At 31.8% G+C, this 14,722-nt stretch carries 12 protein-coding genes; all 12 read left to right on the top strand.

Translation table 11 applies throughout. The annotated features are described in order from the left end of the window. The first annotated feature begins 110 nt into the window (after positions 1 to 110). The 12 genes from KPL51_RS20625 to KPL51_RS20570 all read left to right on the top strand — a co-directional run bounded on the left by KPL51_RS20625 (position 111) and on the right by KPL51_RS20570 (position 14,659). Positions 111 to 1,724 carry a response regulator gene (locus tag KPL51_RS20625; protein ID WP_216165859.1) on the top strand — a complete coding sequence of 538 codons (1,614 nt, stop codon included), beginning with the start codon at positions 111 to 113 and terminating at the stop codon, positions 1,722 to 1,724. Between the two features lie 35 nt (positions 1,725 to 1,759). Beyond that, positions 1,760 to 3,523 carry a sensor histidine kinase gene (locus tag KPL51_RS20620; protein ID WP_224854604.1) on the top strand — a complete coding sequence of 588 codons (1,764 nt, stop codon included), beginning with the start codon at positions 1,760 to 1,762 and terminating at the stop codon, positions 3,521 to 3,523. Between the two features lie 16 nt (positions 3,524 to 3,539). Next, complete coding sequence (locus tag KPL51_RS20615; RefSeq protein ID WP_216165857.1) at positions 3,540 to 4,517, top strand: substrate-binding domain-containing protein; 978 nt, start codon at positions 3,540 to 3,542, stop codon at positions 4,515 to 4,517. 20 nt (positions 4,518 to 4,537) lie between these two features. Beyond that, positions 4,538 to 5,593: a galactose ABC transporter substrate-binding protein gene (locus KPL51_RS20610; protein WP_216165855.1), complete on the top strand. Its 1,056-nt coding sequence runs from the start codon at positions 4,538 to 4,540 to the stop codon at positions 5,591 to 5,593. Positions 5,594 to 5,732: 139 nt separating this feature from the next. Beyond that, entirely contained in the window at positions 5,733 to 6,770 is a 1,038-nt protein-coding gene (locus tag KPL51_RS20605; RefSeq protein ID WP_216165853.1) for a galactose ABC transporter substrate-binding protein, read from the top strand. 128 nt (positions 6,771 to 6,898) lie between these two features. Continuing rightward, entirely contained in the window at positions 6,899 to 8,416 is a 1,518-nt protein-coding gene (locus KPL51_RS20600; protein WP_216165851.1) for a sugar ABC transporter ATP-binding protein, read from the top strand. Positions 8,417 to 8,432: 16 nt separating this feature from the next. Continuing rightward, the gene (gene mglC, locus KPL51_RS20595; protein ID WP_216165849.1) at positions 8,433 to 9,443 is read left to right on the top strand and encodes a galactose/methyl galactoside ABC transporter permease MglC; all 1,011 of its coding nucleotides are present in this window, start codon (positions 8,433 to 8,435) and stop codon (positions 9,441 to 9,443) included. Positions 9,444 to 9,668: 225 nt separating this feature from the next. Next, positions 9,669 to 10,361: an iron-sulfur cluster assembly scaffold protein gene (locus KPL51_RS20590; RefSeq protein ID WP_216165847.1), complete on the top strand. Its 693-nt coding sequence runs from the start codon at positions 9,669 to 9,671 to the stop codon at positions 10,359 to 10,361. Between the two features lie 22 nt (positions 10,362 to 10,383). Continuing rightward, entirely contained in the window at positions 10,384 to 11,385 is a 1,002-nt protein-coding gene (locus tag KPL51_RS20585) for a GGGtGRT protein (RefSeq protein ID WP_216165845.1), read from the top strand. Between the two features lie 997 nt (positions 11,386 to 12,382). After that, positions 12,383 to 12,559 (top strand): hypothetical protein, encoded by a 177-nt coding sequence (locus KPL51_RS20580; RefSeq protein WP_216165843.1) that lies wholly within the window; start codon positions 12,383 to 12,385, stop codon positions 12,557 to 12,559. Between the two features lie 262 nt (positions 12,560 to 12,821). After that, complete coding sequence (locus KPL51_RS20575; RefSeq protein ID WP_216165841.1) at positions 12,822 to 14,027, top strand: nuclease-related domain-containing protein; 1,206 nt, start codon at positions 12,822 to 12,824, stop codon at positions 14,025 to 14,027. Positions 14,028 to 14,446: 419 nt separating this feature from the next. Next, entirely contained in the window at positions 14,447 to 14,659 is a 213-nt protein-coding gene (locus KPL51_RS20570) for a hypothetical protein (RefSeq protein WP_216165839.1), read from the top strand. Positions 14,660 to 14,722: the final 63 nt, after the last annotated feature.

The following is a 14,722-nucleotide window of genomic DNA, read 5'->3' as shown; positions in this document are numbered from 1 at the left end:
GGTTATTCAAAATATGATATATAAATTTTTTCAAGATATGGTATAATTGTGACATAAAGTTGATGGAAAATCAATGGAAAATTAAGATAAATGGTACATAGGGGGACAATATGTATAAGTTAATTTTAGTGGATGATGAAGAAGAAGTAAGAAAAGGTATAATACAAAAAATAAAGTGGGAACAATACGGTTTTGAACTAGTTGGAGAAGCTGAGAATGGCAGAGATGCCTTAGAAATGGCAGAAAAATATACTCCAGATGTAGTTATAACTGATATTAAAATGCCATTTATGGATGGACTTCAACTTTCTGAAGAATTAAAAAAAGCATTTCCTACCATAAAAATAATAATACTAACAGGTTTTGATAAATTCGAATATGCTCAAAAGGCAGTAAATCTGAATGTGGTTGAGTATGCACTAAAACCTATTTGTTCAAAGGAATTTATTGAGGTGCTTTTGAGGGTAAAATCACAAATTGATAAGGAAATGATTAAAAAGAAGGATATGCAAGCTTTAGAAGAATATTATGTGAAAAGCTTGCCTATCTTGAAAGAAAAATTCCTTACTTATCTGATTACTAGCAAACTAAATAAGGAGGAAATACAGGAGAAATGTAAAAATTATAATATTAATTTAAATGGAAATCGGTTTGTGGTAGCAGTCATAAATATTGATAAGAAAGTTACGTATAAGACCTCGAAAATTGATAACAATAATGAATTAGAATTAATGAAATTTGCAGTGCTTAATATAATAGAGGAAATCGTTTCTAAAAATAATAGTGGAATAGTTTTTATATATAACGATATAATTGTACTAATTAGTACATATTTGGAAGAGGATAGAGGCTTTATTTTTAACAGTGTTCAATCTACACTAGAAGAAATAAAACAGAATATTGAAAAGTATTTAAAACTAACTATTACAATTGGTCTTGGTACAATTATAAGTGATGTTTCTTATATTTCTGATTCTTATGACAATGCTATTCTTGCCTTAGACTATAGATTTATAATGGGCAACAATAAAATTATTTGGATAGAAGATATTGAGCCAAGTAGCAGTGAAAAAATAGTTTTTGATGAAATTATGGAACATGACCTTAGAAGTTCTATAAAAGTAGGAACAGAAAATGAAATTGTTGAAATAATAGATGGCTTATTCTACAAACTTTTAGATGCTAAGGGACCATTTAAACATTTTCAAATATATTTATTAGAAATACTTACAACTATAATTAAAACAGCCGAAAGTTTAAATGTGGATCTATCTTATGTTTTTGGTGAAAATTATAATTTGTTCGTGGAATTATATGGATTTAGTGATTTAAACCAAGTTAAGAATTGGTTTCAATATATATCTATCAAAATAATGAACTACATTACAAAAGATAGGCAAGACAGCTGTACACTTTTAGTAGAAAAAACAAAGGCATATATCAATAAATATTACAGTGATAGTAGTATAACCATTAATAGTCTTTGTAATTATCTATACATAAGCCCAACCTATTTTAGCTTTATTTTTAAGAAAGAAACAAAAATGACCTTTATAAATTATTTGACTCAAATTAGACTAGATGCATCAAAGGAACTAATTAAGGCTACAAAGATGAAGTCTTTTGAAATTGCTTATAAAGTTGGATATTCAGAACCAAATTATTTTAGTTACTGCTTCAAAAAACATTTTGGAATTTCGCCATCAGAGTATAGAAATAATTAATAAAACATTTTTCATACAAAAGAGGAGATGAAATTTTGGAAAGCAGAATTAAAAGATTTTTGAAGAATCCATATAACACAGCAATTACTACCTTTAAAGTACGGGGGATACAATTTATTATAACTATATCATTTACACTGATCACAGTTTTAGCTATGCTCTTTGTTGGGATTGTAATTTATAATAAATTTTCAATTTCCTTAGAAGATAATGCTACATTGAGTACAAAACAACTAGTTAATCAAGTAAACTCAAATATTGAATATTATTTAAAGAGCACAAAGGAAGTATCCAATTTATTAGATAAAAATATTTATTTAAATCAACATATTCCAAATAGTAAGTTGAAAGATCAAATGAATGTAATACAGAATATTCGAGGGGACATTGCAAGTTTAGCTGTATTTTCAGATAAGGGAGAACTTATAATTGAAGCTTCTACCTCAGTATTAAAGGATAACGTAAACATTATTAATCAAGATTGGTTCAAATCAGTTTTAAATAAATCGGATAACATGAAATTTTCACTACCACATGTTCAAAATCTTTTTAAAGGGAAACACGATTGGGTTGTTTCCTTAAGCAGAGTTATATATTTTTATAGGGGTAATGAAAAGGTACGGGGAGTGCTTCTAGTTGACATGAATTACAGCACTATAGGTCAGCTTTGCCAAAATATATCTATAGGAAAAAGAGGCTATATTTATATTGTTGATTCTGATAATAATATCATATACCATCCAGAACAACAACTAATTAACATAGGTTTAAAAACTGAGAATCGTGAGGATTACTTGGGAAGTTATCTGGAAAATTCTGATGAAGGTAAACAGCTTATAACAATAAAAACAGTGAATTACACTAATTGGAAGGTTGTAGCAGTTGCCTATGTGTCAGAAATTTTAGATTTTAAGGAAACTAGTACCAATTTTATAGGATGGATTTTGTTTGTTTGCATCATAATAATTATTTTTATATTTGGATTTATATCAGAAAAGATATCACATCCAATAAAACAGTTAGAACAGTCAATGAAAATGGTAGAGGCAGGGGACTTTAATATATATATTGACGTAAAAGGTGAAGATGAGGTGGAAAGATTATCTACTGCCTTTAATTTGATGATTTCCAAAGTTAGGTATCTTATGGCACAAATAGTAATAGAACAAGAAGCGAAAAGAAAAAGTGAATTAGATGCACTGCAAGCACAGATTAATCCACATTTTCTATATAATACCCTAGACTCGATAGTTTGGATGGCTGAAAATGAGAAAAACGATGGGGTAATAACAATGGTAACTGCCCTTGCTAAGTTATTTAGAATAAGCATAAGCAGAGGGAGAAATATAATTACAGTCCAAGAAGAAATGGAGCACGCAAAAAATTATTTAATAATTCAAAAGATTAGATATAAAAATAAGTTTGCGTTTGAAATTATAGTGCAAAAGGAAGTTCTAGAATATAAAACCTTAAAGTTAATACTACAGCCTCTTATAGAAAACTCAATTTATCATGGTATCGAATATATGGTAGATAAAGGTTTTATAAAAATATCAGCATCTGTTATTGATGGTAAATTATTGTATGAAATATCGGACAATGGCCTGGGAATTGAACCTGAGAAATTAAAGCACCTGCTTGAGTATAAAGGAAAAGATAATTCAGGGTCAGGAGTTGGAGTGAAAAATGTACATGAGAGAATTCAATTAAGTTATGGCATGGAATTTGGTCTTGAAATACAAAGCGAACTTGAGGAGGGGACTACAATTAAAATCTGGTTGCCTCTTACAAAAGAATAGAGCTGGGGTGCACAATATGTCTAAAAAGAATAGCTTATTAATTTTATTGTTTATTATACTACTCATATCACCCTTTTTATTTGGAATTATAAATTTAAGTACTAAAGGGGAGGAAGAACCTAAAAAGATATCTTTAATATTAAAAACTCAAAGTGGTGACTACTTTAAAAATGTTAGAATGGGTGCTGAGGTGGCAGCGCAAGAATTTAATGTGAAGGTAGACTTTACTTCACCTAGTGAGGAAAACGATATTGACGCGCAAATAGCTCTTGTAAATGCAGCTATTGAAAGAAAAGTAGATGCACTGATATTAGCACCAAGTGATTCTAATAGGCTTGCAAACGTGGCTGAAAAAGCAGTAAGTGGAAATATACCTTTACTCGTTATAGACAGTAAATTAAATTCTAATAAAATAAGCAGTTATATAGCTACAGATAATGTTAAAGCTGGTGAAATGGCAGGGAAAAAGCTTGTCTCACTATGCGATGTAAACTCACGAGTTGCTATTATAAATTTTGTTGATGGGGCAACTAATAATAAGGACAGGGAGAATGGCTTGTGGTCAATAATCTCAAAATACCCACAAGTAAAGGTTGTATATATGGATTATGTAGAAGCGGATTCAGAAAGCGCATCAGTGCTTACCAAAAAACTTGTATTAGGTGATGATAAAGTTAATACAATAATAGCATTAAATTATATTAGCTCTATAGGAGTAGCGGAGGCAATTGATGAAATAGGCTTTGCAGGTAAGGTCAACGTCATCACATTTGATAATACTCCAGAAGAAATAGAATTTTTAGAAAGAAATGTGATTCAAGCTACTGTTACTCAAAGTCCTTTTGGAATGGGCTATTTAGCAGTTAAATATGCAGTTTTAAATTTACAGGGCAAAAAAGTTTCAAATTACGTAGACACTGGAGTAGTTGTAATAGATAGGAATAATATGTATTTACCCCAAAATCAAAAAATACTATTTCCTTTTACACAATAAGTATATAGGGAGAATGCAGTATGAATAATATAAAAAAAATTATAATAGCTTTGGCAATGTGTTTTATTGTAGCATCTATTTTGAAAGTGGGGATAAGCAGGGTTACTTATTCAAAGACTGGATATAAGGGCGAATTACCAAAAGTAGGCGCAACTATCTATAAATATGATGACGAATTTATGTCTTATATACGTAATTCTATGGAAAATGATGCATATGGGAGAATAGCATTGAATATGAATGATTCTCAAAATGATCAAGATACACAATTAAAACAAGTGGATGAAATGATTTCAAAGGGAGTACGAGCTCTTGCAATAAATTTAGTTGACCCAAAGGCTGCAAAGTCTGTAATTGTTAAAGCAAAAGCGGCTAACTTACCGGTTATATTTTTTAATAAGGAGCCAGATGCATCAGTACTAAACAGTTATGGTAAAGCATGGTTTGTAGGTACAGATTCCAAGGAATCAGGAATTTTACAAGGAAAAATGATAGTAGATCTTTGGAATGAAAATAAAAACAAATGGGATAAAAATAAAGATGGCAAGCTATCATATGTATTACTTAAGGGTGAGCCAGGACATCCTGATGCTGAGGCTCGAAGCAAATATGCATTAGATGAAATTAATAAGGCAGGTATTACGGTAGAAGAGTTAGCGGCATCTACGGCAATGTGGGATGCTGCAAAAGCAAAGGATAAAATGGATGGATGGATATCTAAATTTAACAATAGAATAGAGTTTGTAATTTCTAATAACGACGTTATGGCACTGGGTGCATTAGATTCATTGGAGAAAGCAGGGTATCTATCTGAAGAAAAATTTGTTCCTGTAGTTGGAATCGATGCTATCCCAGATGCGACTAAAAAGATAAAGGCTGGTACTATGGTTGGTACAATATTAAATGATGCAAATAATCAAGGGAAAGCAATAATTGATTTAGTTACAAATGCTGCAAATGGTAAAAACATTATTAATGGTACTTCATGGAAGATAACTAACAATAAGTATATACGTATTCCATATGTAACTATAATAAAAGATAATATTGATATAGCTGAGCAGGCTTACAAATAGTTATCAATTAATATTAAATTGAATAAATACCATAGGATTTTAATATATCATAGTAGGATTTTGTATTAATATTAAGTGCTTTTGATGTTATTATTAATACAGGTTAACGTTTACATTAAAATTTAGAGGGGGAAAATTCATGAAAAAGGCAATTACAATGATGTTAATAACAGCAATGGCTACAACTTTATTAGCAGGCTGTTCAAGTAAAACTACAGCACCAGTAGCATCTACTGATACTAAAAAGGTATCTATAGGATGCACAATTTATAAATTTGATGATACATTTATGACTGGGGTTCGTAATGCGATATCTGCAGCTGCAACTGAGGCTAAATCAAGTGTGGAAATTGTTGATAGTCAAAACTCATCAGCAACTCAAAACGACAAAATTGATTTGTTTATAACTAAAAAAGTAAATGCATTAGAAATAAATCCAGTTGATTCTGCAGCAGCAGGTGCAATTGTAACTAAGGCACAAGCAGCTAAGATTCCAGTTGTATTCTTTAATCGTATGCCTGCAGCTGCTGACATGGCTAAGTGGGATAAACTTTATTATGTAGGAGCAAAACCTGAACAATCAGGAATAATGCAGGGTAAGATTTTAGCAGAATACTGGAAAGCTCATCCAGAAGCAGACAAAAATAAAGATGGAGTTATGGATTATGTTATGCTTACTGGTGAACCAGGACATCCAGATGCTATAGCAAGAACTAAATCTTCTATTGAGGAAATAGTAAAAGAAGGAATAAAGGTTAATGTAATAGCTAGTGATACTGGTATGTGGGATCGTGTTAAAGCACAAGATAAATTACAATCAATTTTAGCTGCTAATGGTGATAAAATTGAAGCAGTACTTGCTAATAACGATGACATGGCACTTGGTGCTATATCAGCATTACAAGCAAAAGGATACTTTAAAGGTGATAAGTTTATGCCTGTTGTTGGTGTAGATGCTACAGCTCCAGGAATTGCAGCACTAGCTGATGGAACTTTACTTGGAACAGTACTTAATGATGCTAAAAACCAAGGAATTGCTACTTTTAAGATTTCACAATTACTTGCTGAAGGTAAGGTTCCAACTACTGAAAATGTTGGTTATACTTTAACAGATAGTAAATATGTATGGATAGATTACAAACCAATTACTAAAGCTAATATGGCTGATGCTAAATAAATCACAATATTTATAGTTTGTTAAATGTTTTAAAATTAACTAAAGTACAATAGGCATTCTATTGTACTTTGGTTTGTTAATGAATTCATAGAAATTATTCATCATTAAGGTATACAGGAGGCATTACAATGAAGGAAGATAATTATTTGTTGGAGTTAAATAATATATCCAAAACGTTTCCTGGTGTAAAGGCATTAGACGATGTAACTCTTAAAGTACGTGCTGGTAAGGTACATGCCCTAATGGGTGAAAATGGTGCGGGTAAATCTACACTTATGAAATGTCTTTTTGGTATATACACACAGGATTCAGGAGAAGTACTTTTAGATGGTCAAGAGGTAGTAACAAACAATTCAAAAGAAGCATTGAATCTTGGAATAGCCATGATTCATCAGGAAATCCATCCAGTTAAATTTCGTAATGTAATGGAAAATATGTGGCTTGGTCGTTTACCAATGCATGGAATTGGACCATTTAAATTAGTTGACGAGAAAAAAATGTACAAGGATACGCAGGATCTTTTTAAAAGCCTTGGACTTGATGTTAATCCAAATACAATAGTGGGAAATTTATCTGTTTCTATAGTACAACAGATGGAGATAGCAAAGGCGGTTTCTTACAATGCAAAAGTAATAATTATGGATGAGCCTACGTCGTCTCTTTCTGAAACTGAAGTAGACCATTTATTTAGAATAATTCGTGATTTGCAAAAAACAGGAGTCGCAATAATTTATATATCCCATAAAATGGAAGAAATTCTCAAAATCTCTGATGAAGTTTCTATAATGAGAGATGGTAAGATGATGGGCACTTGGGATGCTAAAGATCTTACAACTGACATGATAATCAAAAAAATGGTAGGACGTGATTTGACTAATAGATTTCCAGATAGAAACAATGTGCCTGGTGAAGAAGTGTTAAGAATTGAAGGATTCACTTCACCTTATCCAAGATCCTTCAAGGGTGTTTCTTTTAATCTTAGAAAAGGGGAAATACTTGGTGTAGGTGGTCTTGTAGGGGCTCAAAGAACAGAAATTATGGAAGCGGTTTTTGGTCTTAGGAGTTTGGAGTCTGGGAAGATTTTCATAAATGATAAACAAGTTACCATTAAGTCCCCAATTGAAGCAAAAAAATATAATATGGCTTTAATTACAGAGGAACGTAGGGCTACAGGGATATTTCCAGTGCTATCAGTATTGGAAAATACTGTAGTAGCAAACCAGTGGAAATATCTAAATAAAATGGGAATATTAAATGATAGTAAGCGAAAAGAAGATTCGCTTATGAGTATGAAGCAATTGAATATAAAAACACCTTCATTTAAAGAACTTATACAAAATTTGTCTGGTGGTAATCAACAGAAAGTGTTACTCGCTAGATGGCTTCTTACGGCTCCAGATATCCTAATTCTTGATGAACCAACACGTGGTATCGACGTAGGTGCGAAATTTGAAATATATACAATTATTACGGAACTTGCAAATCAAGGTAAAAGTATTATAATGATATCTTCTGAACTACCTGAACTTTTAGGTATGTCTGACAGAATAATGGTAATGTGTGAGGGACATCTTTCTGGTATTGTTGATGGTAAAACAGCTACAGAGGAAAATGTAATGGCACTTGCTAGCAAGTATATGGAATAGTGAGGGGGAAAGATAAATGGAAATGCAAAGGTCAAAAGGTAAAAGTATACAAGCATTCTTAAAGCAGTATGCTATATATGTAGTATTGGTTGTATTAATAATAGGTATCGCCATAAAAGATCCACGATTTATTTCAGTGGGTACGTTTAAGGATGTTTTGATTCAAAGTTCAACTAGAATAATCATAGCACTAGGAGCTTGTTTCGCAATTCTAACAGCAGGAGCCGATCTTTCTGCTGGACGTGTAGTAGGATTTGCAGCAGTTATATCTGCTTCAATGATCCAAGCTGCTGATTATTCAAGTAAGTTTTATCCGAATTTAGGTCATTTAAACATAATAATTCCTATTTTAGCAGGTATTATAGCAGGAGGTATAGTTGGTCTTTTAAATGGTTTCATAGTATCAAAGTTCGATGTACCACCATTTATAGCAACTCTGGGCACAATGGTTATTGTTTATGGAGCAAACTCCATTTATTTTGATATGGCGCCTAACAAGTCACAACCTATTGGCGGTTTAAGGGCTGACTTTTCTGCTCTTGGAACGGGATCATTTTTAAATATTCCATATGTAGTAATTATAGCAGCACTTGTTACCGTAATAATATATGTAGTTTTAAATAAGACAAAGCTTGGTAAAGATGTATATGCTATAGGTGGAAACAGAGAAGCTGCAACTGTTTCAGGTATTAATGTACGTAAATCCTTATTAACAATATATGTAATAGCAGGTCTTCTTTATGGTTTAGCTGGTGTTCTAGAAGCTGCAAGAACTGGTGGAGCGACAAATAATTATGGTAATGGATATGAATTGGATGCAATCGCAGCCTGCGTTGTAGGGGGTTGGTCAGTATCTGGAGGTGTTGGTACTGTACCAGGTATTGTAGTAGGGGTACTTATATTTAGTGTAATCAATTACGGATTAACATTTATAGGAATTAATCCATATTGGCAACAGATAATAAAAGGTATAATTATTGTATCAGCAGTTGCAGTAGATATTAGAAAATACATTCGCAAGAAATAAAAAAGTATATTTATAAAAGCTTAATTAATATCGTTAAATTGATTAATTTATAAATCAATTTAACGATATTATTATGTTATGTCTTAATGCTATTGTTAAGTTGTGTTTTATTTGTTAAAATAGAAATGGTAGCATATTTAAGAATTTGTCCCGGTGGGACAATATAGTTCCAATAAGGAATTTAAAACATTAAATTATCATTTATATATGGAAGGAGATAATATTATGATTTATTCAACAGAAGTTTCAGAAATGATGTGTGTTGCAAAAGGACCTAATCATGGTTCAGCGCCAATTCCTGAAGAAGGAAAATGGGTACAAAGTAAAGAAATTAAAGATATTTCAGGTTTAACGCACGGAATTGGCTGGTGTGCTCCACAACAGGGTGCATGTAAGCTTACATTAAACGTTAAAGAGGGAATAATCCAAGAAGCATTAGTTGAGGTAATAGGATGCTCAGGTAGTACTCACTCAGCTGCAATGGCTTCAGAAATACTTCCAGGGAAAACTATATTAGAAGCATTAAATACAGATTTAGTATGTGATGCAATAAATACAGCTATGAGAGAATTATTTCTTCAAATTGTTTACGGAAGAACTCAAACTGCATTCTCAGAAGGTGGACTACCTATAGGTGCTGGTCTTGAAGATTTAGGCAAGGGTCTTAGAAGTCAAGTTGGTACAATGTATGGAACATTAGCTAAGGGTCCAAGATACTTAGAAATGGCTGAAGGTTATGTTACTAATATTGCACTAGATAAAAATAACGAGATAATAGGTTATAAATTTGTTCAACTTGGAAAAATGATGGACATGATTAAAAAGGGTATGGATGCTAATGAAGCTATGGAAAAAGCTACTGGAAGTTATGGTAGATTTGATGAAGCTACAACAGTAATCGATCCAAGACAAAAATAATATAAGAAGGAGGAATAATTAAATGGCTTTATTTGAAAGTTATGAAAGAAGAATAAATCAAATATTACCTGTGTTAAGTAAGCACGGTATAAACTCACTAGAAGAAGCAAGAACAATTTGTGAAGAAAAAGGTATTGATGTTTTTGGTATAGTAAAAGGAATTCAACCAATAGCATTTGAAAATGCTTGTTGGGCATATGCAGTAGGGGCAGCTATAGCTATTAAAAATGGCTGTACTAAAGCGGCTGATGCAGCAGTATATATAGGCGAAGGTCTTCAATCATTTTGTATACCTGGTTCTGTAGCTGACGATAGAAAAGTTGGAATTGGTCACGGTAATTTAGCAGCTATGCTTCTTCGTGAAGAAACTAAATGCTTTGCATTTTTAGCTGGACATGAATCATTTGCTGCTGCTGAAGGCGCAATTGGTCTTGCTAGAGCTGCAAATAAAGTAAGAACTCAGCCTCTAAAAGTAATACTTAATGGTCTTGGAAAAGACGCGGCTTTTATAATTTCAAGAATTAATGGGTTTACATACGTTCAAACTAAGTTTGACTATTATACTGGTAAATTAGACATCGTTAAAGAAACACCTTATTCTGATGGAGAAAAAGCTAAGGTAAGATGTTACGGAGCAGATGATGTACGTGAAGGCGTTGCAATAATGCATTCTGAGGGAGTAGACGTTTCTATTACAGGAAACTCAACAAACCCAACAAGATTTCAACATCCAGTTGCTGGAACTTATAAAAAAGAATGTCATGAGCAAGGTAAGAAGTACTTCTCAGTTGCATCCGGTGGTGGTACTGGAAGAACACTTCATCCAGATAACATGGGAGCGGGTCCTGCTTCATACGGAATGACTGATACTATGGGAAGAATGCATTCAGATGCACAATTCGCAGGTTCTTCATCTGTACCAGCTCATGTAGAAATGATGGGTCTTATCGGAATGGGTAACAACCCTATGGTTGGTGCATCTGTTGCAGTTGCTGTGGCTGTGGAAGAGGCAATGAGTAAATAAAACAAGTTTGTGTACCAAAATAATATAGTTCCCCATCTTATAATAAAGTTCCCCAAACTCATAATAAAGTTCGGGAATAATAGATGATGGACAGCCCTGTATTTAGCTTTTATCGGCTAAATACGGGGCTTTTATTTTTGCCTATAATCTAACATCAAACCATCCCCCCAACCCTTCCTCCCAACCTAAAAACCATGAATATATCACAGCATTTATTCCCTGCATCCCTTCGAATTTTCATTCTTTTCTTCCACAAAGCATAGATTGAAAATCACATAAAATCAATGAATAAAATCCACAACCTTCAATAAAATCTTATCTGAATTAAAAGTAAGAATCGCTCCAAAGGCTAATTGGCTTCGCACTCAATTAGCCTTTTCCGCTTATGCTGTTTTTAACAGCTCAATACCTGATAAGAAACTTGAATAAATGTCCAATCCACTCATCCCGAAAGTGATATGGGTAGATTTAAAGTGAGTAGCAAAGCAAGACATATCAATGGTTATACGGTTTGAGGATAGAGGCGTGAGCCAGTGATTGGATAGACGAGTGACAGAAAGATAGAACCCTACGGGTGAGGTTTGGGTGAGAAAAGAGAGAGAAAAAGAATTAGAGTAAAGGGTGAGAAGTAAGTGAGAATAAAGTGAGTGATTGCAAGGGTTAGGTGGGATTGAATGGGAGAAAAGAGAGATGAATGATGGGTGATAAATGAGAGAGAAAAAATATGTCCTAATCTTGAAAGTAGAAAGGTTTAAGAAGGAAGAACTGAGAGGGCTTTGAGCCGATAAGGCTCTTGATGGAATTGAAATTAATGATAGATTTAATAGAGGAAAAGAGCGATAAAAGATTGAAGGAGCGGGAGAAGAAAGGTGTGAAAAAGAATAGATTAATTTGTTTTTGCTTATGCAAAATGAGAGATGAATTAGGGAGAAAAAATGGGGGGAAAGAGGTGGGAAAAGTGATTGAAATTTAGTGTTTACTTTTGGGGAACTTTATTATGATTCCTGGCTTTTACCTTGTTTTTAATCTGTGGATAAGTCGGGAAAAAGGGGCGATTTTTGTGGGGAACTTTATTATGATACAAAAAAAGGAAAGAGGGTGTGAGGAGAGATGGGAGGAGGGATTAGAGGGTGGTGGGGTTTTGGGGATCTTTATTAGGAGGGATGATAGATAGGGAAAATTCTAAGGAATTTTCAAAGGTATAAGTAAAAACAGTCAAAGTATTGAAAATAATTTTGCTAAGTAAATGAAAATGAGGCTTTTAAGAATTGAATAATAAGGGGGTAGGAAGGTGAGGAGTCGGGTACATCATTTAAGGAATTTAATAGAGAAGGTGTTAGAAAATGCTTAATAATTTTGAACACTTGTAATATATAAATATATGTTTAGTTTCTAAGGCATACTAACTCTGTATTAAAACAGAAGGAGTGTGTTATATGTTTAGAAAATATAGACGAAACTATGGAAGATTCAAAGGGTTTATAACATTAATAGGATTGCTCATTTTAGCACAGTTTGTATTAGTTAATTTTAAATTAACAATTACATTAGCTTTTACAATATTTGTACACTTGGTTTGTAAGAAGTTTGGATTTTATAGAAAGATATCAAAGGCAAGGCGTATAATTAGCTCAGGTAAAAAAGGAGAATATAAGGTAAACAATATTCTCAAAAAGATAAACTTAGAAAACATATTATTATATGATATTAACCTAAGATGTGATGAGTGCGAAAGTCAAATTGACCATATTTTAATAACCCATAAAGGTATTTACAGTATAGAAACAAAAAATTATGCAGGAACTATAAATATAGATTCTAATGGAGTATGGAAACAAATTACTCATCGAGGGGAATTTAATATAGACAATTTTGCAAAACAAGCATTACAGCATAGAAGAACATTAACTAAGATTTTAAAGGAAAAATATAAAATCAATGATATTATAGTTATTGCAAACTATGATACTAAAATTATAGGTTCAGAGAATTCCAAAATTCCAATAATTAATATTAATAATTTAAGTAAATATATTGATAATATTGAAGTTTGTTGTAGCGACTATGACTTAGAGGAAATAAGCCAACTTATTAAACTATATCAGATACCATTGAGTAAAAAAGTTATAAAAAATACTAAGTATTTTATTAAAGATAACAAGGTAGCAATTTGTTTGTCATTAACAATTGTTGCAATATTTTATTCTATTATTAGACCTTTGCCAAACAGTTTACTTGAGAGTAAGGAAGAACCTAACAATATTATTTCTGTTTCTAACATTAATAAAACAGTTGATTTAAAAAGTCTAAATACTAAAGTTAATGTTATCAAATTATCCAAATATAAAAAACAAATTGTAATTAATATAGATATTACAAATAATAGCAAAGAAGATTACTTAGACTTAGGGTGGTTTAATTTTTCTGTTTCAGATGTTATAAATAAATTGTATACGGCTGAGGGATATATAGGTGATGACTATATAATATATGGTTCAATAAAACCTTTAGAAACAAAACAATTAACATTGAAAGTAGATAATACAAATAATATTAAGGTTAATAAGTTAGTAATAAAATATGATGATATACAAACTAATAAATTTGAAAAAGAGTTAGGATTATTAAAATATCTTAATTAACGACTGAAGTTAATATTAGTTATATATTAAGGATAACTAATGATAAACAGTCATTAACACTAACAAAAGGATAACAATAGATAAATGATAGGATTAAAGGTAGACATTCTTTAGTCCTATTTTCATGACGTTTTTCAGGCTCAAATTCAAATTAAAACATAGTTATGACCTGATTAACTTCTGTATCTGTACCCACATTCAATCACACTAAAACATATATGATCCAAAAGCTAATCGGGCAAGAGTTTCTTTAGTGGGTACGGGGAATTAGGATTTGTGGGCTTGAAATGGTAAGAGGAGGACAAAGGGGAGTTGCTTTTATTTTGCATAGATAAATATGTATAGTTAAGATATTGTAATATTATATTTGTAAGTATAATAAGCTTATATGCTAAGTAATTAAAAAGGGGAAATTCTTTGTGAGTAATATATTAATAAAGAATGGAAATGATGTTATTGACAATTTTCAGTATCCACAATTTAAGAGTTATAATCGAAGGCGAAAACTCGCAATATATCATTTAAAAGACGATAATAGGCATGGAATTAAGATGTTTTGTGACTGCTGTACTCCTAATGTAGAAATTACTATACAAAAGATAGATGTTAAACGTCAAATTATAACTAATTGAAAAGTCATTTTATTTCTATTATTAGTAGGTGATTTACGTCAAATTATACCTATGAAATCACTT

This window comes from Clostridium bowmanii (assembly GCF_018861315.1).
GTDB lineage: Bacteria > Bacillota > Clostridia > Clostridiales > Clostridiaceae > Clostridium_AD > Clostridium_AD bowmanii.
Note: the sequence above shows the minus strand (reverse complement) of the source record. Positions and strands in the feature narration are given on the sequence as shown.

What these genes read in the sequence shown, in the direction of transcription:
- KPL51_RS20605 (WP_216165853.1), top strand. Translation starts at nt 5,733, where the DNA reads ATGAAAAAGGCAATTACAATGATGTTAATAACAGCAATGGCTACAACT.
- KPL51_RS20610 (WP_216165855.1), top strand. Translation starts at nt 4,538, where the DNA reads ATGAATAATATAAAAAAAATTATAATAGCTTTGGCAATGTGTTTTATT.
- KPL51_RS20580 (WP_216165843.1), top strand. Translation starts at nt 12,383, where the DNA reads ATGATTCCTGGCTTTTACCTTGTTTTTAATCTGTGGATAAGTCGGGAA.
- KPL51_RS20575 (WP_216165841.1), top strand. Translation starts at nt 12,822, where the DNA reads ATGTTTAGAAAATATAGACGAAACTATGGAAGATTCAAAGGGTTTATA.
- KPL51_RS20585 (WP_216165845.1), top strand. Translation starts at nt 10,384, where the DNA reads ATGGCTTTATTTGAAAGTTATGAAAGAAGAATAAATCAAATATTACCT.
- KPL51_RS20590 (WP_216165847.1), top strand. Translation starts at nt 9,669, where the DNA reads ATGATTTATTCAACAGAAGTTTCAGAAATGATGTGTGTTGCAAAAGGA.
- mglC (WP_216165849.1), top strand. Translation starts at nt 8,433, where the DNA reads ATGGAAATGCAAAGGTCAAAAGGTAAAAGTATACAAGCATTCTTAAAG.
- KPL51_RS20600 (WP_216165851.1), top strand. Translation starts at nt 6,899, where the DNA reads ATGAAGGAAGATAATTATTTGTTGGAGTTAAATAATATATCCAAAACG.
- KPL51_RS20625 (WP_216165859.1), top strand. Translation starts at nt 111, where the DNA reads ATGTATAAGTTAATTTTAGTGGATGATGAAGAAGAAGTAAGAAAAGGT.
- KPL51_RS20615 (WP_216165857.1), top strand. Translation starts at nt 3,540, where the DNA reads ATGTCTAAAAAGAATAGCTTATTAATTTTATTGTTTATTATACTACTC.